Consider the following 20,864-nt stretch of genomic DNA (forward strand, 5'->3'; position numbering starts at 1 on the left):
ACCCCGGTCAGGCGACGTGCTTGCGCTGCTTGGCCAGCTTCTTGCGGACCATCTCGCGCTTGAGCGGCGACAGATAGTCGATGAACAGCTTGCCGTCCAGGTGGTCCATTTCATGCTGCACGCACACGGCCAGCAGGCCGTCGGTGGTCAGCTCCTGGGCCACGCCCTGGCGATCCAGGAAGCGCACGGTGATGCTGTCGGCGCGGGTCACGTCGGCAAAGATGCCGGGGACCGACAGGCAGCCTTCCTGGTACACCTGACCACCCTGCTGGGTGACGATTTCGGGGTTGATGAACACCATCGGGGTGTCCTTGCCCTCGCTGACGTCGATTACCATGAAGCGCTTATGAACGTCGACCTGGCTGGCGGCCAGCCCGATGCCGGGAGCCTCGTACATGGTCTGGAACATGTCGTCGACCAGCGTCTGGAAGGCCGGCGTGGTCACCTCGGCGGCGTCGATCAACGCAGCCTTGGTGCGCAGGCGCGGGTCGGGGAACTCGAGAATGGGCAGGAGAGCCATGGCAAATACCGGTTGGGGGCGCCCATAAAAGCGGCGTAGGTCGCAATTCTATCGCCAACGCTTGCCTTGCGCCCCGGTTTCTGGACTATAGTGGTCAAACCTGTTGGGGAATCAGGCACCACTCCTATGTTTGAACGTACTCGTACGGTTCTCGCCGTCGCGATGTTGACCGTCGCTACCTATGCTACTGCCGTTGAAGTGAACGGCGGTCACCCGGATACCTACGTCGTCCAGAAGGGCGATACGTTGTGGGACATTTCCGCGCGCTTCCTGAAGAAGCCGTGGTTGTGGCCCGAAATCTGGCAAGCCAATCCGCAGGTCAAGAACCCGCACCTGATCTACCCGGGTGACGTGCTCAGCCTGGCCTACCTGGACCGCGTCGTGGCCCAGCCCGGTCCGCGCCAGGAAGCCCCGCTGAACGCCATTCCATTGGCCCAGGTGGAACCCTTCCTGAAGGAAATGAGCGTGGTGGACGAGGTCAAGTCCCTGCCGCACGTCGTGGCCCTGGAAGACAACCGCCTGCGCGCCACGGCCGGCCAGGTGGCCTACGTGATGAACCTGCAGGGCGCCGAGGTTGGCCAGCGCTGGGCCGTGGTCCGCCCGACCGTGCGCTTCGCCCTGCCCAAGCCGTCCGAGGACCTGACCGCCAATGGCGACGTCACCCCGGGCAGCGGCAATGTCTGGAAGTCGTTCATTGCGCCGAGCAAGCGCAAGGAGACCCTGGGCTATGAACTGGCCAAGGTAAACGTCGGCACCATCGTCAAGCTGCCGGACGGCCAGTCCGATGTCGCCACGCTCGCCCTGCAGGACCTGGGCGGCGGACGCGAGGTCCGCCCCGGCGATCGCCTGGTGCCGGTCGAAGCCAATCCGTATGACCTGCAGTTCTTCCCGCATGTGCCGGCTGCCCAGACCGAAGGCCTGGAAATCCGCGTGCTGGCGGTGACAGACATGTTCACGGCCGGCGGTCCGCGTGACGTCATCGCCCTGTCCGCCGGCAGCGCCGACGGCATCGACAACGGCACCGTGGTCTCGCTGTGGCGTAACAGCCGCCATGTGGCAAACAAGATGAAGTTCCCGGGCTCCTCGCGCATGGATGATTCCTTGACCGACGGTGCGGGCCGGGTCAGCCTGCCGGAAGAGTACGCCGCCCATGCGATGGTGTTCCGCACCTTCGACAAGGTCAGCTATGCGCTGGTCATGGAAAGCAAGAAGCCGGTCCATGTGGGCTACAACGCCCATCATCCGGACAAGCAGTAACCGGCCACACCCGGTAAGCACCGACCGTTGGTCGGTGCAAAACCTGACGCAACACAGCGACGGCACCTGAGGGTGCCGTCGTCGTATCCGCACTAGCCTGTCGGGATGCCCAGCGACCTGCCCCCTGACACCGACGCCCTGTTGCATCTGGTCCTGGCCGGCGGCGCACCCGAACCGCGCCAAGGCCTGCTGACCGCTCACGGGTCCGCCGACGCCGCGCTGCGCGCGGGGCCCACCGCCTGGCGGGTCGCTGGTTGCTCGGCCGAACAGCGCGCGCGGTTGCTGCGCCCCGAACCCGCGTCACTGGCGCTGGGCAGGCAATGGCTGTCGGCGGCCGGCCGGCATCTGCTGCCGATCACCGGCGACGACTATCCCGACCTGCTGCGCGAGATCCCGCGTGCGCCGCTGGCCTTGTTCGTCCACGGGGATCCCTCGGCGCTGTGGCACCCTGGCGTGGCGGTGGTCGGCAGCCGCACCCCCTCGCCCAGCGGTGGCGAACTCGCCGCGGAATTTGCTGCAGCCTTTGCGCGCGGGGGGCTGGCGGTGTTCAGCGGGCTGGCCGCAGGTGTCGACGCCCGCGCCCATCAGGCCACCCTGGCCGTTCCCGGCGGGCGCACGGTGGCAGTGGTGGCCACGGGTCTGGACCAGAGCTACCCGCCGCGCCATGCCGCCCTGCAGGCGCGCATCGCCGAGCAGGGTGCGGTGGTCAGCGAGTACCCACCCGGCACCGACGCGCGGCCGGGCCAGTTCCCCGCGCGCAACCGCATCGTCGCCGGGCTGTCACTGGGCACGGTGGTAATCGAGGCAGCGCTGCGCTCCGGCGCATTGATCACCGCCCGGCTGGCGGCCGAAGCCGGCCGCGAAGTCTTTGCCCTGCCCGGCTCGGTGCGCAACCCGCGCGCACGTGGCTGCCACCGGCTCATCCGCGACGGCGTCCGACTGGTGGAGCACCCCGACGAAGTCATCGAACCGCTGGCGGCGGTCGCTACGCGGCTGGGCCAGGCCTTGCGAACCCGCCTCGGTGCCCCCACTGAACAGGCAGGTCCGCCGCCGCCGGGCCCCTCCTTCCGTTCCGACCCGGACTACCAGCGCTTGTGGCGAGCCCTGGATGAAAACCCAATCCCTATGGATTCATTGGTCCTGCGCAGTGGATTGACGGCGGCCCGGCTGTCGGCCATGCTGCAACTCATGGAACTGGATGGAAAGGTGGTTGCCGTACATGGCTGCTACTGCCGAAAACCCTAGTTTCTTCACCTCCACAGCGTCGAAGACGCAGGCCGAGGGGCAATGAAAGAGAGCATTCTGGATGTCCTGCTGTACCTATTTGAACACTACTTCAGCGAAGATGCGGACATCGTCCGCGATCGCGACTCCCTCCAGAACGGTCTGATACAGGCCGGTTTCAGCCCCGCAGAAATCAACAAGGCGTTCGACTGGCTCGATGCCCTGGCCGAACAGCGCCCGGCGGTCACCCAGGCCCGGGTGGACGGCCCGGTGCGGGTCTATCACGGCCCCGAACTGGACAAGCTGGACGTGGAAGGGCGGGGTTTCCTGCTGTTCCTGGAGCAGCACGGCATTCTGGACGCCAACCAGCGCGAGCTGGTGCTCGACCGCGCCATGGCCCTGGACCAGGACGAACTGGACCTGGACGACCTGAAGTGGGTGGTGCTGATGGTGTTGTTCAACCAGCCGGGGGCGGAAGCGGCCTACGCCTGGATGGAAACCCAGATGTTCGTGGACGAGCCAGAACCCCTTCACTGACCGTACACTGGGTGCCTTGCGCATTCAGGGGAATGGAACGTGGGCCAGTGGTTCTATGCAGAAGGAAATCGCCAGCAGCGCGGGCCGCTGGCGTCTGAAGAGTTGATCGCGCTGTACACCTCCAGCCGGATCGGGCTGGACACGCTGGTATGGCGCGATGGCCTGGCGCAGTGGCTGCCGCTGCGCGAGGTGGCCGACGAGATCGGCCTGGTGATTGCGCCGGCCGCGCCGGCGGAGCCGTTACCCCCCGAACCGCTGCCCGAGCCCCCCGCACCGGTGCCGCCGCGCATTCCGGCCACGTTCGAGGTGGACACCCGCACACGTACGGCACCGCCGCCGCCCCAGCAACCGGTTCACGCCCGCCCGGCGGCACCGCCGCCGAAGAAATCCGGCTGTGGCCCGGTGGCGATCGTGCTGGCCGTGGTCGGCGTGGTGCTGGTGGCGATCATCGCCATCCTCGCCGCAATCGCGCTGCCGGCGTACAACGACTATGTGACCCGCGCCAAGACCACCCAGGCGGTGGCGCAGCTCACCCCGCTGAAATTCCAGGTCGCCGAGTTCGTCAGCATCCATGACCGCTGTCCGGTCAATGGTGACGAAGGCTTCGGCTCGCCCGCCAGCTATGCCAGCGAAAGCGTCGGCCAGGTCCGTATCGGGCGCTTCGGTGAAGGCCGCTGCGGCGTGGAGATCGAGTTCTCGGTGCCCGGCAAGCGCGCATTGGATGGCAAGATGCTGTGGTTCGAGTACAACACCGCACAGCAGGAATGGAGTTGCAGCAGCGACGCCGAGGCGCGCTATCTGCCGATGGACTGCCGCAACTGATTTTTAAGGACGAATCACAATGGGGATCGATGCAATGACCGAGTGGTATTACGCAGATGGCCAGGACCGCCAGGGTCCGCTGATGACCGAAGTGCTGCGCCAGCGCTTCCAGCGCGGAGAAATCAGCCTGACCACCCTGGTCTGGCGCGAAGGCTATTCGGAGTGGAAGCCGCTGTCCGAGGCGGTGGAGGAACTGCAGCTGCAGAACCTGACCAGTGCCTCCAGCAACCTGGGCTCCGGGTTCGACCTGCGTGGCGACTACACTGCCATCGACAACGGCACTGCCCCCCTGCCCGGCACCGGCGGTGGCACCCGCTCGCCGTACGACGCGCCGGCGGCGGCGACCGGCTACGGCTCGACCGTGGTCAGCGGCGGCGAGGTGGTCTATGCCGGCTTCTGGAAGCGCTACGCCGCCTACTTCCTCGACTCGTTCCTGGTCGGCATCATCAACTTCCCGGTCAGCCTGGTCTTCAACGGCATTGGCGCGGTCAGCGGTGATACCACCGTGATGGGCGTGATGTACGTGCTGGGCATCCTGGCCAGCTTCGTGGTCGGCATCGCCTACTACGCCTGGTTCCATTCCTCGCGTGGCGGGGCCACCCTGGGCAAGATGGCGGTGGGCATCAAGGTGGTGCGCAGCGATGGCGAGCGACTGACCTTCATGCGCGCCTTCGGTCGTTACTGGGGCTTCATCCTGAGCAGCCTGACCCTGTTCATCGGCTTCATCATGGCTGCCTTCACCGAGCGCAAGCAGGCGCTGCACGACATGCTCTGCGACACCGTGGTGGTGGACAAGTGGGCCTTCACCGAGAACGCCGAGTTCCAGGAGCGCGGCCTCGGAACTGTGACGATCATCATCCTGGTGCTGAATGGCCTCCTGCTGCTGGGCCTGCTCGCCGTGCTGGTGTTTGCGGGTATTGCCGCTTCTTCCATGTCCTGATCCGACATCCTCACACCGGGCCGCTTGACACAGGCGGCTCCGGCGTGATTCCACTAATAGGCGCAAACCTGAACGCCCGGCGCATAACCGGGCGTTCAGCTTGTATATCTCGACGGCTGCCCTTCACTAATGCGGCCATTTGCTCCACCCTAGCGGCCCTCCCCGGGTCCTCCGCCCTCAGAATTCATTGCCATGCCCAAGCACCTGCTCATCGTCGAATCGCCCGCCAAGGCCAAGACGATCAACAAATACCTCGGCAAGGACTTCACTGTCCTGGCCTCGTATGGGCATGTGCGTGACCTGGTTCCCAAGGAAGGTGCGGTCGACCCCGACAACAACTTCGCGATGCGCTACGACCTGATCGACAAGAACGAGAAGCATGTCGACGCCATCGCCAAGGCTGCCAAGGGGGCTGACGACATCTTTCTGGCGACCGACCCGGATCGCGAGGGTGAGGCGATCAGCTGGCATATTGCCGAGATCCTGAAAGAACGCGGCCTGCTCAAGGACAAGCCGATGCAGCGTGTGGTCTTCACCGAGATCACCCCGCGCGCCATCAAGGAGGCGATGAGCCAGCCGCGCCCGATCGCCAGCGACCTGGTCGACGCCCAGCAGGCGCGTCGCGCACTGGACTACCTGGTCGGCTTCAATCTTTCGCCGGTGCTGTGGCGCAAGGTCCAGCGCGGCCTGTCCGCCGGCCGCGTGCAGAGCCCGGCGCTGCGCATGATCGTCGAGCGCGAGGAAGAGATTGAAGCCTTCATCGCCCGCGAATACTGGAGCATTGAAGCGGCCTGTGCGCATCCCTCGCAGGCATTCAATGCCCGCCTGATCAAGCTGGACGGGCAGAAGTTCGAGCAGTTCACGGTCACCGACGGCGACACCGCCGAGGCCGCCCGCCTGCGCATCCAGCAGGCCGCGCAGGGCTCGCTGCACGTCACCGACGTGGCCAGCAAGGAGCGCAAGCGCCGCCCGGCCCCGCCGTTCACCACCTCGACCCTGCAGCAGGAAGCATCGCGCAAGCTGGGCTTCACTACCCGCAAGACCATGCAGGTGGCGCAGAAGCTGTACGAAGGCGTGGCGATCGGCGACGAAGGCACGGTGGGCCTGATCTCGTACATGCGTACCGACTCGGTGAACCTGTCGCAGGACGCCCTGGCCGAGATCCGCGACGTAATCGCCCGCGATTACGGCATTGCCGCCCTGCCCGACAAGCCGAATACCTATCAGACCAAGTCCAAGAACGCCCAGGAGGCGCACGAAGCGGTGCGCCCGACCTCGGCGTTGCGCACCCCGGCCCAGGTGTCGCGTTACCTGACCGACGACGAGCGCAAGCTGTACGAGCTGATCTGGAAGCGGGCCGTGGCCTGCCAGATGATTCCGGCCACGCTCAACACGGTCAGCGTAGACCTGGCTGCCGGCAGCGAACATGTGTTCCGCGCCAGCGGTACCACGGTGGTGGTGCCCGGCTTCCTGGCCGTGTACGAGGAAGGCAAGGACAACAAGAGCGCCGACGACGAGGACGAAGGCCGCAAGCTGCCGGCGATGAAGACCGGCGACCGCGTGCCGCTGGACCGCATCCTGGCCGAGCAGCACTTCACCCAGCCGCCGCCGCGCTTCACTGAAGCGGCGCTGGTGAAGGCGCTGGAAGAGTACGGTATCGGCCGTCCGTCGACCTATTCGTCGATCATCCAGACCCTGCTGTTCCGCAAGTACGTGGAAATGGAAGGCCGCAGCTTCCGTCCCTCCGACGTCGGCCGCGCTGTCTCCAAGTTCCTCTCCAGCCACTTCACCCAGTACGTCGATTACGACTTCACCGCCAAGCTTGAAGACGAGCTGGACGCGGTGTCGCGCGGCGAGGAGGAGTGGATTCCGTTGATGGCCCGCTTCTGGGACCCGTTCAACAAGCTGGTGGAGGAAAAGAAGGAATCCGTCGACCGCGCCGAGGCCAGCGGTGCGCGCGAGCTCGGCACCGATCCGAAGACCGGCAAGCCGGTCAGCGTGCGCCTGGGCCGCTTCGGGCCCTACGCCGCCATCGGCAGCACCGCCGAAGATGCCGAGGAGAAGCCCAAGTTCGCCTCGCTGCGCCCGGGCCAGTCGATGCACACCATCAGCCTGGAGGACGCGCTGGAGCTGTTCCTGATGCCGCGTGCGCTGGGTGAGGACAAGGGGGAGCCGGTCAGCGTGGGCATCGGCCGCTTCGGCCCATTCGCCAAGCGCGGCAGCACCTACGCCTCGCTGAAGAAGGAAGACGACCCCTACACCATCGACCTGGCCCGCGCCGTGTTCCTGGTGGAGGAAAAGGAAGAGATCGCGCGCAACCGGATCATCAAGGAATTCGAGGGCAGCGACATCCAGGTGCTGAACGGTCGCTTCGGTCCGTACCTGAGTGACGGCAAGTTCAACGGCAAGATTCCCAAGGACCGTGAGCCCGCCTCGCTGACCCTGGCCGAAGCCCAGCAGCTGATGGAAGAAACCGGCAAGCCGGTGCGCAAGGGCTTTGGTGCCAAGAAGGCTGCCGCGAAGAAGGCTCCAGCCAAGAAGGCGGCGGTGAAGAAGGCTCCGGCGGCGAAGAAGGCTCCGGTGAAGAAGGCGGCGACCAAGAAGGCCGCTGCGAAGAAGGCACCGGCCAAGAAGGCGACCAAGAAAGCCGCCACCAAGAAGGCCGTGAAGAAGGCCACGTAGTGCCGGGCTTGCCCGGCACCGGGTTGGATGGCAGCGGGGCAAGCCCCGCTCTACATGGCACCGGGTTGCACGATAGCGGGGCAAGCCCCGCTCTACCCTGGGTGCACGCGGCGGGAGGATAATCATGACTCCTGCCGTACCGGTCGCCGCCATGAACGAACTCACCCTGGACTCCGCCGTCACCGCGCTGCGCGCTGGCGGTGTGATTGCTTACCCCACCGAAGCGGTGTGGGGCCTGGGCTGTGATCCCAGCCATGAGATGGCGGTGCGCAAGCTGCTGCGCCTGAAGCAGCGGCCGGTGGAGAAAGGCATGATCCTGGTCGCCGCCGAGCTGGCCCAGCTGGAAGGCTGGGTCAAGCTGGATGAATTGTCGAAGTCCCGCCAGGCGGCGGTGCTGGCCACCTGGCCCGGCGCGCATACCTGGATCCTGCCGGCCGGGCCTGATGCCCCCAAGTGGATCACCGGCGAACACACCGGCATTGCGGTGCGGATCAGTGCCCACCCGCTGGTGGCCGAGCTGAGCCGCCGCTGGGGCGGTCCGCTGGTCTCGACCAGCGCCAATCTGGCCACATACCCGCCGGCCCGCACCCGGGCGGAACTCGACCCGGCCCTGCTGCCGCTGCTGGACGGCGTGCTGGATGGCCAAACCGGCGGCCTGGCCCAGCCGACCCCGATCCGGGATGCGAAGACGGGCGACGTCCTTCGCACCTGACGCTGGAGCGTTCTTTGCGCGTACACGCATCAGCCCCCACACTGCAGGCATGCGCCCCCTGACCGCCCTGTGCCTGCCCCTGCTGCTGGTCGCCACCGCCCCCGCGCTGGCCGCCCAGGATGGCAGCAGCGTGCGCGTGTATCGCTGCGTAGGCAGCAATGGTGCCGTGTCGCTGCAGGATGCTCCCTGCCGCGATGGTCGCCAGGAAGTGCGCGAGATGCAGCGGCCGCGCGATCCGCCGCCGCGCACCGTGCGCAGCGACCAGCCCGCCCCCGCACCAGCCACTCCCGCGCCGCAGCGGGAGGTTCGCTATGTACACGTGCAGCCCCCTCAGCCGATGTACGAGTGCTTCCGCGACGACGGCAGCCGCTATGTCAGCGAAACCAACGAAGGCAATCCGCGCTGGGTGCCGGTGTGGACCAGTGCTTACCTGCCTTACCGCGGCGGCGGCGTGCGACCCGGGCCCGGACCGCGCCCACTGCCACCGGTGATGCCGATGGGCAGCGGCTCGGTCAGCAGCAGTGGCGGCTCGCTATCCGTGTCCGGTGGCGGCTCCGGCGTGCGCGGCAGCGTCAACATCGGTAGTGGCAGCACTTCATGGCACCGCGAAAGCTCGGGCTACCCCGGCACTTACACCGACGTGGTGGTTCCCGGCGGCAACGTGCTGGTGCGCGACCAGTGCCACGCGCTGCCGACCGGTGAGGTGTGTTCCATCCTGCGTGACCGGCGCTGGGAGTTGGATCGCCGCTACAACAGCGCATTGCAGAGCGAGCGCGCGGAAATCACCCGCGAGCAGCGTGGCATTGATGCGCGGCTGGAGCGGGATTGCCGGTAGGTTCAGCACCTGTATCCTCCGGGGATGAACTACACGCGCCTCCTGTTGCTGCTCTCCCTGGCGTCGCCGGCGCTGGCCGACGACAGCATCGTGTTCCGTTGCACCGATGCTGACGACAACGTCAGCATGCAGAGCACGCCCTGCCCCAAAGGCAGCCATCAAGTCATGCAACGCATGAGCGCCGGGCGTTCGCGCGCGGAGACATCGGTGTCCACCAGCGCCGCACCACCTGCGCCGGCCCCCTCCGCGCCATCGCCAACGCCCGCAGCAGCCCCGGCAACGGCCGGCGTACCGTTGATTCCGGGCACTCAGATTCCGATGGAGCGCACCATCTCCGAGGCCTACCAGGTCGAACGCGGCAACGCGATCCTGGACAGCGCCAACCTGCCGCGACCGGGTGACGCGAAGGAAGAAGCGGATGCGGGCAAGCCACCGTTGCCGGCGATCTTCCAGTGCCAGCGCGCCGATGGCGGGCGCTACCTGCATGAGCTGGAACCGTCACCGGCGCATTGCGAACTGTTGAATGTGACCGGGCTGGGCGGTGCCACCCCGGTCAACGCGGCCAGTTGCGAGGTGGTCCGCGATGAGTGTCAGGAGATTGCTGAGGCGGACCGCTGTGGGGCGTGGCAGCAGCGGTTCCGCAACGCGCGGGGGCAGGAGAGCTTTGCTTCCGCCGACCGGAAGGCGGCCGCCAGCGCCGAGCGTGCGCGGCTGCAGGCGGTGCTGGAAGCGAGCAACTGCCCGGTTCCCTAAAACCCGTAACGCAGGAAGCCGCCGTCCACCGCGATGCATTCGCCGGTGACATAGCTGGCTGCGGGCAGACACAGGAACGCAACGGCGGCCGCCACCTCGTCCGGCTCACCGATGCGTCGCATCGGCGTCCGGTCGATCACCTGATCGTAGTAGTCCGGGTCGGACAGCGGCCCGGAGGTGCGGCGCGTGCGGATGTACCACGGAGCCACCGCATTGACCCGGATGCCGTCTTCGGCCCATTCCACCGCGAGGTTGCGGGTCATCTGGTGCATCGCCGCCTTGGTCATGCCGTACACCGCGCCGCTTCGCACATGGGTCAGGCCCGAAACGCTGCCGACATTGACGATGGCCGAGGCCGCGTGGCGGGTCAGCAGCGGATGCGCATAGCGGGAAAGCTCAAAGGCCGAGAACAGATTGGTCTCGAAGATGCCGCGCCATTCGTCCTCGGTGTACTCGGTGGCCGGCTTGGTGATGTTGCCACCCGCATTGTTGATCAGCAGGTGCAGGCCATCGCTGTGATCTTCCACCCAGTCCAGGATCTGACGGCGGTCATCGTCGTCCGACACGTCGGCCGACAGACCATGAATCTCACGCTCGGGGAACGCATCAGCCAGTTCGTCGCGCGCCACTTCCAGCGCATCGGCGTCGCGGCCGACGATCAGCAGGTCCGCGCCGAGCCCGGCCAGTTCATGCGCGATCGCCAGGCCAATGCCGGCACTGGCACCGGTGATCAAAGCGGTCTGTCCATCCAGTCGCCAACGCTGCGCGCTCACGGTTTTCTCCAGCCATGTTCGTGGTGCGGCAGGATAGCCCGCATGCGCTGGCAGCGCACCCCGTCACACACGCCGTGGCGGAGCGGTGCGACACTGCACGCCATCCGAATCAACGCGCCGAGGTTGCCATGCTGATCCGCCTCACCCTGCCGCTGGCCGCCGTGCTGGCCCTGGCCGGCTGCAACCGCCCGCCGGCCGCACCGTCGCCGGAAAAACCGCCCGAGCCCCAGGCCACTGCTTTGCGCGACGCCATGCAGCAGCCGCTGGACAAGGCCAAGGCCGCGCGTGAAACGCTGGAGAAAGCGCCGGATACCCGCGCAGCGGGCGACGCCGAAAGCGAGCTGTGAGGTCACGACCAACGGTCGTGACCTACCTCAGGCAGACCGGTAGGGCACAACCGTTGGTCGTGCCTTGAGCACCGGTAGGGCACGACCGTTGGTCGTGCCACCACAGATCAGAATCCGCAGAAGCAATACGCGAGCGCCTTCACCGGCGCGCTGCCACGCGGGTCGCGCGCAGCGTTCTCGACGAAGCGCAGCTGGGTGTCCAGCTCCGGCATCGAACGCGCCAGCATCATGCGCGCCATGCCCGACTCGCCCAGCATCCAGGCCCCGGCACGGGTGCCGGCAAAGCCGCTGATGAACTGGGCCAGCGGGGTCGCCGGCTTCTCGATGTAGCGCACGCGCACCTTGTCCAGGCTGCCCAGCTTGGCGCGGGCGGCGGCATCGGTCAGCGCCACACGCAGGCCACCGAAGTCGTCGACCAGGCCGCGCTCCTTGGCCTGTGCGCCACTCCAGACGCGGCCGCGGGCCACTTCATCCACGGCCTCGACCGGCTTGTTGCGCGCATCGGCGACCTTGCCGGTGAAGTCGGCGTAGCCCTTGTTGATCACCGACTGGATCACCTGGCCCACGGCCGGGTCCATCGGACGGGTGATGTCGAACGCACCGGCAAAGCGGGTGGTACCCACGCCGTCGGTGTGCACGCCGATCTTGTCCAGCGAGCGCGCCAGGTTCGGAATCATGCCGAAGATGCCGATCGAACCGGTGATGGTCGACGGGTCGGCGTAGATCTTGTCGGCATTCATGCTGATCCAGTAACCGCCGGAGGCAGCCAGGTCACCCATGGATACCACCACCGGCTTGCCAGCCGCCTTCAGCGCGACCACCTCGCGGCGGATCTGCTCGGAGGCGAACACTTCGCCACCCGGCGAGTCCACACGCAGCACGACGGCCTTCACGTCTTTGTCTTCGCGGGCTTCGCGCAGCAGGGCCGAGGTCGATTCACCACCCACGCGCCCGGCCGGCAGGTCGCCGCCAGCGATTTCACCGGCCGCCACCACCACCGCCACCTGCGGACGCGAGTCCACCGGCGAACGACGCAGGTCCAGCTGGGTCAGGTAGTCGCCCAGGGTGATGTTGCGGAAACCGCCATCGGCGTCTTCGTCGGCCACGCCGCGATCGGCCAGCAGGTCTTCCACTTCCTCACGGGTCTTCAGACCGTCCACCAGCTTCTGCTGCAGGGCGAACTTGGCGAGGTCACCACCCGCTGCAGCGACGCCTTCGGGCAGCGTGTCGATGCCGGCGGCCAGCTGCGCGGCGTCGAGCTTGCGCGCCTTGGCCACGTCGGCCAGGTAGCGCTGCCACACGTCGTTCATCCAGAACAGGTCGGCTTCCTTGGCCTGCGGCGAGGCGGCATCCAGCACGTAGGGTTCGGCGGCGGACTTGTACTCACCCACCTTGAACAGGTGCACGTCCACGCCCAGCTTGTCCTGCAGGCCGGCGCGGAAGTACTGGCGGTAACGTCCCAGGCCTTCCAGCACCAGTCCGCCCATCGGATCCAGATAGACCTCGTTGGCCTGCGCAGCCAGCAGGTACTGCCATTGGCTCATGCCATCGCTGTAGGCCACGATCTGCTTGCCCGAGCCGCGCAGTTCCTGCAGCGCGGCGGCGACTTCACGCATGGACGCAAAGCCGCTCGGCTGCAGCTTGTCCAGCTGCAGGACGACGCGTTCGATGTTCTTGTCCTGGCGTGCGGCATCGATGCCACGCACCAGGTCGCGCAGCTGGATTTCCTCGGCGGCATTGTCGCCAACCGCCTTGGCCAGCGCGCGACTGAGCGGGTCGGCCGTGTACTGCTCGACCAGCTTGCCTTCCGGCGCGATCACCAGCGTGGTGCGGTCCTGCAGGCCACGGTTGGAACCGGCGCTCTTGCCGGCCGCCACGACGAACATGACAAGCACCAGCAGCAGCAGACCGAAGAACACCAGGTTCAGGATCAGCCGGCGGGTAAAGTTCATCACATCCCACAGCCCGATGAAGAAGCTGGCTACGGGGTTGCGACGCACAGGTTGGTTCATGGGGAAACTCCAGTTGGCTTCTTGCCGTGGTACCAGCATAGCCGGTGCCGGTCAGACCGGCATCGGACACAAGTCAGGGTGTCCTGTGTGGGGGCGGATCACACCGTTGCAACAGGGCCGTTTCCGACACGACGACTGCTGACCCGCAGTCTCCACGCCATCAGGATCGCGGCGGCAGTCAGGCCCAGGATCAAGCCGAGCCACATACCCTGCGGTCCCATGCCCAGCCCCAGCCCCAATCCGGCCCCGAGCGGCATGCCCAGGCCCCAGTAGGAAAACATGGCGATGAACATCGGCACCCGGGTGTCCTTCAGGCCGCGCAGCGCGCCGGCCGACAGCACCTGGATGCCATCCGGGAACTGGAACGCCGCCGCATACAGCAGCAGCGTGGAGGCCAGCGCCGCCACGCCCAGGTCCGCGGTATAGACGCCGACAATGGCGTCATGCCCGAACAGCAGCACCAGTGCCGACAGCGTCTGCGTGCCCAGAATGATCACCAGCCCTGCGTTGGCCGCGCGGCGCACGCCCGAACCATCGTTGCTGCCGACCGCGTAGCCCACCCGCACCGTCGTGGCTTCCGCCACCCCCATGGGAATCATGAAGCACAGCTGGGCCACGTTGATGGCGATCTGGTGCGACGCCGCCTCGGTGGCACCCAGACGCCCGATCAGCAGCGCGGTGACGATGAACAGACCGCCTTCCATCAGCACGGTGATGCCGATCGGCAGGCCGGTGCGCAGCAGGTCCCAGATCGCCCGCCAGCGCGGCAGTTCGAAATGCGAGAACAGTTCCAGGTGCGCGAAGCGCCTGGTCTTCCACAGATAGCCGGCAAAGCACAGGGCCTGGATCCACATCATGGTGGCCGAGGCGATGCCCAGCCCTTCCGCGCCCAGCTCGGGGAAGCCCAGCTTGCCGTAACACAGCACATAGCCCAGCGGAGCCAGCACAAGCAGGCCGCCGAAACCCAGCAGCATGGTCGGCAGGGTCCAGTGCATGCCTTCGCTCAGGTAACGCATGCAGAAGTAGAGGGTCAGCGCCGGGCCACCCCAGCGCACCGCATGCAGGAACGCGGTCGCGCCGGGCACGATGTCCGGAGCGATGCCGAATGCCGGTAACAGCGGCGGCACTACCGTCAGGAAGGTGAACATGATCAGGCCCAGGCCCAGCGCAAGCCACAGCGCCTGGCGGAACAGCGGACCGATCTCACGTTCGCGTCCGGCACCATGCAGCTGCGAGACCGAAGCGGTCAGCGAAATCAGGGTGCCGATCGGAATCAGCATCGGCAGCCACAGCAGCGCGGTGCCGATGGTGACCGCCGCCAGGGTCTGGGTGCCGTGATGGCCGGCAATGACGTTGTCGACGAAGGAGATCAGGCCAGTGGAGACATGGCCCAGGACCAGCGGCAGCGCGAGCAGGCCGGTGGCGCGCACTTCAGTGGAAAGGCGCGGAGCAGGGATAACGGTAGACATGGAGATACAGACGTCAACTGCGGTCGCGCGCGGAAGGCACAGGCACCGGGTTGCGGGCCGCCATCTTACGCGCGCCCGCGGTCAAAACCCATGACCGGCAGTAAACGGTCAGCGCACCACGTGGGCGTGCAGCCAGCGGTCGCGGTCGGCCGGTGCCAAGGCCAGGAACGCCGCACGCACGGTGTCACGTTCCTGCGGCGGGGTGCGTTGGGCGATCAGGGTCAGCTGCGCCAGCTGGTCGGCATTGAGCTGGCGCAGCACGCTCAGCGCGGTGTCGCGCTGTTCCACCGGCAGGAAGCCGAACAGGCCTTCGAGCTTGGGGAACTGCGCGCCCAGCGTCGGCCCCAGCCGCCAACCGTCGCGGAAGCGCGCGTCCTGCGCGGCAAAGGTGGCGCGCAGGCTCTGCTGCTGTTCCGGGGGCAGCGCGGCCAGACGTCGCGCGGCGTCACGGATGCGGCTGCGCTCTGACTCCGGCAGGGCCTGCCACTGGGCCTGTTGGCTGCGCAGTTCGCGCAACTGGGCCGGGGTTGCCGCGCCCTGCGCAGGAGCCGATACCGCCTGGGGCAGAGCGACGGGCTGCGGAGCTGCACTGGCGGCGAGCGGGGCCAGCGCCAGCAGGCACAGCAGGTAGGCGGGCTTACTCGTCGGCATCGGTCGTCTCCAAGCCGGCGGAGGCCGGTTCCGGGCGGCTGGGCTGGGCCTGGGATTCATCCACCGGCACCGGGCCGCCGGCCGCGAACCAGGCATACAGGTCGGCGTCGCGGATCACCGCCAGATCCGGATCGGACAGCAGCGATGCATCGCCGGCGGCATCGAGGTGGATCGTCGCGGCGGCCTCCGGCAGGTCTTCTGCCGGCAGCTCCTCACTCTGCACCGGGTTGTCGATGCTCACCGCCCCTTCGGGCACGCTGGCTTCCGGCAGCGGGGCCTGACGGTGGTGCTTCCACCAGTACGCGCCGCCCAGCAGCGCGCCGGTGGTCAGCGCAAGAATCAGCAGACCGCGCCACAGCGGACGCGCTCCGCGTCGTGTCGGGCGGCGGCGTGGAGTCGGTTCCTCCTTGGCGGGCGCGCGCCAAGACGGCGACGACCGCGTGCCGTCGGCCGCGGCGGGCGCGGGCTGATGCAGCCGCTGCAGGCGTTCCAGCGGCAGCTCACGCAGCCGTTGCTGCACCTGCTCAGCCAAGGCACGCCAGCCTTGGGCGTCCGGATGCCCCTGGCGGTCACGCGGACAGGCTTCGGCCAGCGCCCGCTGATAGTCGGCCACCGGCAGGTCCAGAATCTGGGCGGCGGCGGCTTCGTCCAGCCCACCGCCAATACGCAGCAGCAGCGCCAACCGAGCCGGTGGCGACAAGGTCGGCAGGTGCGCCAACGCCGGCTCCCAGTGTCCACCTTCGGCAGGCACGCGAATCGGATGGCGGTGTGCCAGCAGGATCCAGAAGCGGTCGGGCCATTGCGCCATCGGCACGTCGCTGGCGATACCGGTGAACGCCCGCATCACCGACACCAGGGCCTGCTCGGCCACGGTCGGGTTGCCGCACTGCAGTTCAGCCACTACCAGGGCGCGGCGCTCGACGCCGCGAAGGAAAGCCGGAAGCGCGCCGGCTGCGTTGGAAGACATCGAGGCGTTCGCAGCCGTCATAGCAACTCCATCATGAGCCGGAATGATAGCGACTGCGCCGGAATTCAGGCGTGCCGATACGGGCAGCATGTGAAGACCGGCAAGGCCGGCACTGCGTCTTCCCGACGCAGGTTGTGCACAGCACCACCAAAAACCGCGGAAAAACGCAAGGTGAAGGCGGCATCAGTCGTGTGTCAGCTTTGTTTCACACCCAAGCCATTGATTATTAAATCATTTTGCATGTGGCGATTTTTTGACCAACCTGAGCCACACAGCAGAACCCCCGCAGGAAACTCCTACGCTTCAGCGCTCGCACACAGGCTTATCCACAGAAGATGTGGATAAGACTGAATCTCCAATAGCCACCGATATTTAGGTGATGTTTAGTCTTGCTGGACAGGGCGGTTGACCCGCCGGGCGCCCTGAACAGGGCGGCCGTGCCCGGTACACTGCGTCGATGTCTTCTGCACCTGCGGCCCCTGTCCTGTCCCTGGAAAGCGCCCCGGCCCCCGCGCCTGGGGCGCCAACCGTGCAGGTCGCCCTGCCGCTGCCGCTGCCCCAGCTGTTCGACTATGCACCGCCCCCCGGCTCCCTGGCCGGAGCGGACAGCATCGGCCGCCGGGTGCGGGTGCCGTTCGGCTCGCGCGAACTGGTCGGGGTGGTGGCCGGTGTGGGCTGCGCTGATGCCGATACCCTCCTGCGCGACGCCCGCGAATGGCTGGACCCGGTGCCGCTGCTCGACGGCGAGGTGTGGCGGTCGCTGCAGTGGCTGGCGCGCTACACCCACGCGCCGCTGGGCGAGGTGGTGAGCACGGCGCTGCCGGCCCCCCTGCGCCGCGGCGAGCCGGTGCCCGACACCCACCGCTGGGGCTGGCGGCTGACCGCCGACGGCGACGCGCAACGGGTGCGCCAGCGCGCCGGCACCCGGCCGCAGCGCCTGTGCCAGTTGCTGGCCGACGCCGCCGGTCGCGGTACCGCGCTGGATGAGGACCAGCTGGACGACCTGATGGATGACTGGCGCAGCGCCGCGCGCGCGCTGGCCAAACGCGGGCTGGTCGAACGGATGGCACAGGTCCATGTCGCCCCGGTGCCGATGCTGGGCGCTGGCCCGGTGCCCAATGCCGAGCAGGCCGATGCTGTCGCCGCCATTACCGGTGGCACCGGTTTTGGCACGTTCCTGCTGGACGGTGTCACCGGCAGCGGCAAGACCGAGGTTTACCTGCAGGCCATCGCCGCCTGCCTGGCGCGCGGACGACAGGCGCTGGTGCTGGTGCCGGAGATCGGGCTCACGCCGCAGACGCTGGCGCGCTTCCGCACCCGGCTGGGCATTCCCGTGCATGTGCTGCATTCGGGCCTGAATGACAACGAGCGTGCCCGGGTCTGGGCCGCGGCAACGCGCGGCGAGGCCCAGGTGATTGTCGGCACACGCTCAGCGGTGTTCACCCCGCTGCCCAATGCCGGCCTGATCGTGGTCGACGAGGAGCACGACGGCAGCTACAAGCAGCAGGACGGTATCCGCTACCACGCCCGCGATTTCGCCCTGGTCCGGGCGAAGGCGCTGGACATCCCGGTGGTGCTGGGCAGTGCCACGCCGTCACTGGAGTCGCTGCACAACGCGCGCAGCGGTCGGTACGTGCATCTGCGGCTGAAGCAACGTGCCGGCGAGGCCCGCCCGCCGCGTGTGCGCGTGCTCGATGTGCGCAAGCGTCCGCTGCGCGATGGCCTGTCGCCGGAAGTGCTGGAAGGCATTGCCGAACATCTGCAGCGTGGCCATCAGGTGCTGGTGTTCAAGAACCGACGTGGCTACGCACCGGTGCTGCTGTGCCATGACTGTGGCTGGACCGCGCCCTGCCGGCGCTGCGACGCGCCGATGACAGTGCACGCCGGCGGCCGGCGGCTGCAGTGTCACCACTGCGGCGCGCGCCAGCCGGCCCCGTTGGCCTGCCCGGATTGCGGCAGCCTGGCGCTGCAACCGCAGGGCATCGGCACCGAGCGCCTGGAAGAACACCTGGGCGAGGCCTTCGCAGACTACCCGGTGATCCGGATCGATCGTGGCACCACGAACCGTCGGGATGCGCTGGAATCGCAACTGGCGCGGCTGGGCGACCAGCCGGGCATTCTGGTCGGCACGCAGATCCTCGCCAAAGGTCACGACCTCCCCAGGCTCACTCTGGTGGTGGTGGTGGGCATCGACGAAGGACTGTTCTCGGCCGACTTCCGCGCCAGCGAGAAACTGGCCCAGCAACTGATCCAGGTGGCGGGCCGCGCTGGCCGCGCCACCGACCCCGGCGAGGTCTGGCTGCAGACCCACCACCCCGGGCACCCCTTGCTGGAAACGCTGGTGCACGGCGGCTACCACGCCTTTGCCGATGCCGAGCTGCAGCAGCGCGATGCCGCCGGCTTCCCGCCGTTCGCGTATCTGGCCCTGCTGCGCGCGGAGGCGCAGCAGGTAGAGCATGCCAATGCCATGCTCACCGCCGTGCGCGGCTTGATTGCCGAAGATGCGCCAGTGGAGCGGTTCGGACCGATGCCCGCGCCGATGCCGCGCCGGGCGGGGTATCAGCGCACCCAGTTGCTGTTGTCCGCGCCCAGACGGCAGCCATTGCATGCAGTGCTGGATGCGATGGTGCCGCGGATTCATGGGTTGCCGGAGGCACGGAAGGTGCGGTGGTCTCTTGATGTCGATCCGATGGATCTGTATTGACGGCGTGCGGACCAACGGTCCGCACCTACCTGATGCACGTACCCGGTAGGTACCGACCGTTGGTCGGTACGCTCCGTAAGACGTGGCTCAGGTCAACGGCGTCATCACCGCTTTCACATACGCCGGCCGCTGCTGCAACCGCTCGTACCACGCCTCAAGATGCGGCAGGTGCGGACGCTGGATCGGCAGGTTGAACCACGCATACACCAGCGCGCCGAGCGGAATGTCGCCCATGCCGAACTGCTCACCCGACAGCCACGGCTGCGTGGCCAGCGTGGCATCGGCCATGGCCAGGTAATCACCGGCCTTGACCACGGCGGCATTGATGCGGGTTTCATCGCGGTCGGCGGGCGCGGTGCGCATGATCCCCCAGATCAGCTCGCTGTACAGCGGAGCCATGCGCGAGGTACTCCAGTCCATCCATTTTTCGCACTGCGCCCGCGCCATCACGTCTTCTGGATACAGCGTGCCCAGCGCATAACGGGCGCTCAGGTAGCGCACGATGGTGTTGGACTCCCACAGCGGCAGGCCGTGGTCTTCGATCACCGGTACCAGCCCGTTCGGGTTCATCGCCACGTATTCCGGCGTCTGCGTGCCGCCGAAGCTGCCGCCCACTTCGATGGACTCGTACGGCACGCCGATTTCCTCGGCGCACCACAACACCTTGCGCACGTTGCTGGAATTGCGCCGGCCCCAGATCTTCAGCATGTTGGTTTTCCTGGTGGGAGTGCGCTTATTTTGCCGGTTTCGCTGCACCTTTTTTCGGCAGCGCGCGCACATAGGTCGACTTTCCGTCCTTCTTCATCTCGAACAGGCCAATCGCCGCGAGCAGCTCGCTGAGTTTGGCGTACCCGTAGTTGCGCGAATCGAACGATGCCTGGTTGCCGATCTGGCTGCCCACCGGCCCCAGATGCGACCAGCCGTCCTCGCCCTCGGCCGATGCCACCGCGCGCCGCAACATCTGCACCAGACGGGTGTCGCTGCGCAGCTCCGCACCGCTCTTGCGCGGGCGGGTTTCCTCGTTGTCCTGCTCCACCTCCGGGTCGGCGGCATGGCCCTGGCCCAGCGCTTCCAGGTAGGTGAACTTCGAACAGGCGTTGACGAACGGTTCCGGTGTTTTCTTCTCACCAAAACCATAGACCTTGACCCCATCGGTGAGCAGGCGCATCACCAACGGGGTGAAATCCGCATCACTGGACACAATCGCAAACCCGTCCAGATTGCGCGCGTAGAGCATGTCCATGGCGTCGATCACCATGGCCATGTCCGAGGCATTCTTGCCCCGGCTGTAGGCAAACTGCTGGATCGGGCGGATGGCGTATTCGTGCAGCACGGATTCCCAGCCTTTCAGACGCGGGCTCTTCCAGTTGCCATAGGCACGCCGTACGTTGGCCACGCCATAGCGCGCGACCTCCGCCAGCACCACGTCGATCTTGGACGAAGGCGCGTTGTCGGCATCGATCAACAGGGCGATGCGCTTTTCCGGTTCGGTCATCGGAGCACTCCATCAATGGAACATGGGGCCGCCAGCAAGCGCGACGGCTGCTGAATCCAGTATCGGCCATGCACGTGAAGTTTGCGCGTTGCATGCGACCATCTGTCGCGACGACAACGTTTCCACGGGGACCGGAGCGCCGGCCCCAGCCAAGGAGCAAGTGC

19 protein-coding genes are annotated in these 20,864 nt (G+C 67.1%); 11 read left to right on the forward strand and 8 right to left on the reverse strand.

Annotated elements, in window-relative coordinates; genetic code table 11:
* Positions 1-7 precede the first annotated feature (7 nt).
* Positions 8-520, reverse strand: a complete 513-nt coding sequence (def, locus tag PDM29_RS04655) for a peptide deformylase (RefSeq protein WP_282296991.1) — start codon at positions 518-520, stop codon at positions 8-10.
* A 126-nt stretch (positions 521-646) separates the two neighbouring features.
* Here def and PDM29_RS04660 point away from each other — a divergent pair, with 126 nt between their 5' ends.
* The 9 genes from PDM29_RS04660 to PDM29_RS04700 all read left to right on the forward strand — a co-directional run bounded on the left by PDM29_RS04660 (position 647) and on the right by PDM29_RS04700 (position 10,282).
* Complete coding sequence (locus tag PDM29_RS04660) at positions 647-1,777, forward strand: LysM peptidoglycan-binding domain-containing protein (protein WP_311192721.1); 1,131 nt, start codon at positions 647-649, stop codon at positions 1,775-1,777.
* A gap of 105 nt (positions 1,778-1,882) precedes the next feature.
* Positions 1,883-3,022 (forward strand): DNA-processing protein DprA, encoded by a 1,140-nt coding sequence (gene dprA / locus PDM29_RS04665; protein WP_311192722.1) that lies wholly within the window; start codon positions 1,883-1,885, stop codon positions 3,020-3,022.
* Between the two features lie 42 nt (positions 3,023-3,064).
* Positions 3,065-3,538 (forward strand): DUF494 family protein, encoded by a 474-nt coding sequence (locus tag PDM29_RS04670; protein WP_311192723.1) that lies wholly within the window; start codon positions 3,065-3,067, stop codon positions 3,536-3,538.
* A 39-nt stretch (positions 3,539-3,577) separates the two neighbouring features.
* The gene (locus tag PDM29_RS04675; protein WP_311192724.1) at positions 3,578-4,360 is read left to right on the forward strand and encodes a pilin; all 783 of its coding nucleotides are present in this window, start codon (positions 3,578-3,580) and stop codon (positions 4,358-4,360) included.
* 34 nt (positions 4,361-4,394) lie between these two features.
* Positions 4,395-5,300: an RDD family protein gene (locus tag PDM29_RS04680; RefSeq protein ID WP_311193720.1), complete on the forward strand. Its 906-nt coding sequence runs from the start codon at positions 4,395-4,397 to the stop codon at positions 5,298-5,300.
* A 192-nt stretch (positions 5,301-5,492) separates the two neighbouring features.
* Entirely contained in the window at positions 5,493-7,982 is a 2,490-nt protein-coding gene (locus PDM29_RS04685) for a DNA topoisomerase I (protein WP_311192725.1), read from the forward strand.
* Between the two features lie 151 nt (positions 7,983-8,133).
* Entirely contained in the window at positions 8,134-8,694 is a 561-nt protein-coding gene (gene tsaC, locus PDM29_RS04690) for an L-threonylcarbamoyladenylate synthase type 1 TsaC (RefSeq protein WP_311193721.1), read from the forward strand.
* A 49-nt stretch (positions 8,695-8,743) separates the two neighbouring features.
* A complete protein-coding gene (locus tag PDM29_RS04695; RefSeq protein ID WP_311192726.1) occupies positions 8,744-9,529 on the forward strand; it encodes a DUF4124 domain-containing protein in 786 nt (261 codons plus the stop codon).
* Positions 9,530-9,553: 24 nt separating this feature from the next.
* Complete coding sequence (locus PDM29_RS04700) at positions 9,554-10,282, forward strand: hypothetical protein (protein WP_311192727.1); 729 nt, start codon at positions 9,554-9,556, stop codon at positions 10,280-10,282.
* On the opposite strand, the gene PDM29_RS04705 is transcribed toward PDM29_RS04700, so the two are convergent.
* The gene (locus PDM29_RS04705; RefSeq protein ID WP_311192728.1) at positions 10,279-11,055 is read right to left on the reverse strand and encodes an SDR family oxidoreductase; all 777 of its coding nucleotides are present in this window, start codon (positions 11,053-11,055) and stop codon (positions 10,279-10,281) included. The genes PDM29_RS04700 and PDM29_RS04705 overlap by 4 nt on opposite strands.
* A 128-nt stretch (positions 11,056-11,183) precedes the next feature.
* On the opposite strand from PDM29_RS04705, the gene PDM29_RS04710 reads away from it, so the two are divergent.
* Positions 11,184-11,402, forward strand: coding sequence for a hypothetical protein (locus PDM29_RS04710; protein WP_311192729.1), 219 nt, complete (start codon positions 11,184-11,186; stop codon positions 11,400-11,402).
* Positions 11,403-11,509: 107 nt separating this feature from the next.
* Here PDM29_RS04710 and sppA read toward each other — a convergent pair whose 3' ends face one another.
* From sppA to PDM29_RS04730, 4 genes are all read right to left on the reverse strand, one after another.
* On the reverse strand, positions 11,510-13,414 hold the full coding sequence (sppA, locus tag PDM29_RS04715) for a signal peptide peptidase SppA (protein WP_311192730.1): 1,905 nt from the start codon (positions 13,412-13,414) through the stop codon (positions 11,510-11,512).
* A 98-nt stretch (positions 13,415-13,512) separates the two neighbouring features.
* Positions 13,513-14,883 (reverse strand): MATE family efflux transporter, encoded by a 1,371-nt coding sequence (locus PDM29_RS04720; protein ID WP_311192731.1) that lies wholly within the window; start codon positions 14,881-14,883, stop codon positions 13,513-13,515.
* A gap of 108 nt (positions 14,884-14,991) precedes the next feature.
* Positions 14,992-15,534, reverse strand: a complete 543-nt coding sequence (locus PDM29_RS04725; protein WP_311192732.1) for a DUF3106 domain-containing protein — start codon at positions 15,532-15,534, stop codon at positions 14,992-14,994.
* A complete protein-coding gene (locus tag PDM29_RS04730; RefSeq protein WP_311192733.1) occupies positions 15,521-16,522 on the reverse strand; it encodes a hypothetical protein in 1,002 nt (333 codons plus the stop codon). Before PDM29_RS04730 ends, PDM29_RS04725 begins: the two co-directional genes overlap by 14 nt.
* A 436-nt stretch (positions 16,523-16,958) precedes the next feature.
* Between PDM29_RS04730 and PDM29_RS04735 the strand changes: the two genes are divergently transcribed.
* Positions 16,959-19,205, forward strand: coding sequence for a primosomal protein N' (locus PDM29_RS04735; RefSeq protein ID WP_311192734.1), 2,247 nt, complete (start codon positions 16,959-16,961; stop codon positions 19,203-19,205).
* 87 nt (positions 19,206-19,292) lie between these two features.
* On the opposite strand, the gene PDM29_RS04740 is transcribed toward PDM29_RS04735, so the two are convergent.
* Both PDM29_RS04740 and PDM29_RS04745 read right to left on the reverse strand, forming a co-directional pair.
* A complete protein-coding gene (locus PDM29_RS04740; protein ID WP_311192735.1) occupies positions 19,293-19,913 on the reverse strand; it encodes a glutathione S-transferase family protein in 621 nt (206 codons plus the stop codon).
* 25 nt (positions 19,914-19,938) lie between these two features.
* The gene (locus PDM29_RS04745) at positions 19,939-20,700 is read right to left on the reverse strand and encodes an NYN domain-containing protein (RefSeq protein WP_311192736.1); all 762 of its coding nucleotides are present in this window, start codon (positions 20,698-20,700) and stop codon (positions 19,939-19,941) included.
* Positions 20,701-20,864: the final 164 nt, after the last annotated feature.

Origin of the sequence: Stenotrophomonas oahuensis (genome assembly GCF_031834595.1) — a bacterium.
Classification (GTDB): Bacteria; Pseudomonadota; Gammaproteobacteria; order Xanthomonadales; family Xanthomonadaceae; genus Stenotrophomonas; species Stenotrophomonas oahuensis.

What these genes read in the sequence shown, in the direction of transcription:
- PDM29_RS04740 (WP_311192735.1), bottom strand. Translation starts at nt 19,913, where the DNA reads ATGCTGAAGATCTGGGGCCGGCGCAATTCCAGCAACGTGCGCAAGGTG.
- dprA (WP_311192722.1), top strand. Translation starts at nt 1,883, where the DNA reads ATGCCCAGCGACCTGCCCCCTGACACCGACGCCCTGTTGCATCTGGTC.
- PDM29_RS04685 (WP_311192725.1), top strand. Translation starts at nt 5,493, where the DNA reads ATGCCCAAGCACCTGCTCATCGTCGAATCGCCCGCCAAGGCCAAGACG.
- PDM29_RS04700 (WP_311192727.1), top strand. Translation starts at nt 9,554, where the DNA reads ATGAACTACACGCGCCTCCTGTTGCTGCTCTCCCTGGCGTCGCCGGCG.
- PDM29_RS04695 (WP_311192726.1), top strand. Translation starts at nt 8,744, where the DNA reads ATGCGCCCCCTGACCGCCCTGTGCCTGCCCCTGCTGCTGGTCGCCACC.
- PDM29_RS04725 (WP_311192732.1), bottom strand. Translation starts at nt 15,534, where the DNA reads ATGCCGACGAGTAAGCCCGCCTACCTGCTGTGCCTGCTGGCGCTGGCC.
- PDM29_RS04735 (WP_311192734.1), top strand. Translation starts at nt 16,959, where the DNA reads ATGTCTTCTGCACCTGCGGCCCCTGTCCTGTCCCTGGAAAGCGCCCCG.
- PDM29_RS04710 (WP_311192729.1), top strand. Translation starts at nt 11,184, where the DNA reads ATGCTGATCCGCCTCACCCTGCCGCTGGCCGCCGTGCTGGCCCTGGCC.
- def (WP_282296991.1), bottom strand. Translation starts at nt 520, where the DNA reads ATGGCTCTCCTGCCCATTCTCGAGTTCCCCGACCCGCGCCTGCGCACC.
- sppA (WP_311192730.1), bottom strand. Translation starts at nt 13,414, where the DNA reads ATGAACCAACCTGTGCGTCGCAACCCCGTAGCCAGCTTCTTCATCGGG.
- tsaC (WP_311193721.1), top strand. Translation starts at nt 8,134, where the DNA reads ATGAACGAACTCACCCTGGACTCCGCCGTCACCGCGCTGCGCGCTGGC.
- PDM29_RS04680 (WP_311193720.1), top strand. Translation starts at nt 4,395, where the DNA reads ATGACCGAGTGGTATTACGCAGATGGCCAGGACCGCCAGGGTCCGCTG.
- PDM29_RS04745 (WP_311192736.1), bottom strand. Translation starts at nt 20,700, where the DNA reads ATGACCGAACCGGAAAAGCGCATCGCCCTGTTGATCGATGCCGACAAC.
- PDM29_RS04730 (WP_311192733.1), bottom strand. Translation starts at nt 16,522, where the DNA reads ATGACGGCTGCGAACGCCTCGATGTCTTCCAACGCAGCCGGCGCGCTT.
- PDM29_RS04720 (WP_311192731.1), bottom strand. Translation starts at nt 14,883, where the DNA reads ATGTCTACCGTTATCCCTGCTCCGCGCCTTTCCACTGAAGTGCGCGCC.
- PDM29_RS04660 (WP_311192721.1), top strand. Translation starts at nt 647, where the DNA reads ATGTTTGAACGTACTCGTACGGTTCTCGCCGTCGCGATGTTGACCGTC.
- PDM29_RS04670 (WP_311192723.1), top strand. Translation starts at nt 3,065, where the DNA reads ATGAAAGAGAGCATTCTGGATGTCCTGCTGTACCTATTTGAACACTAC.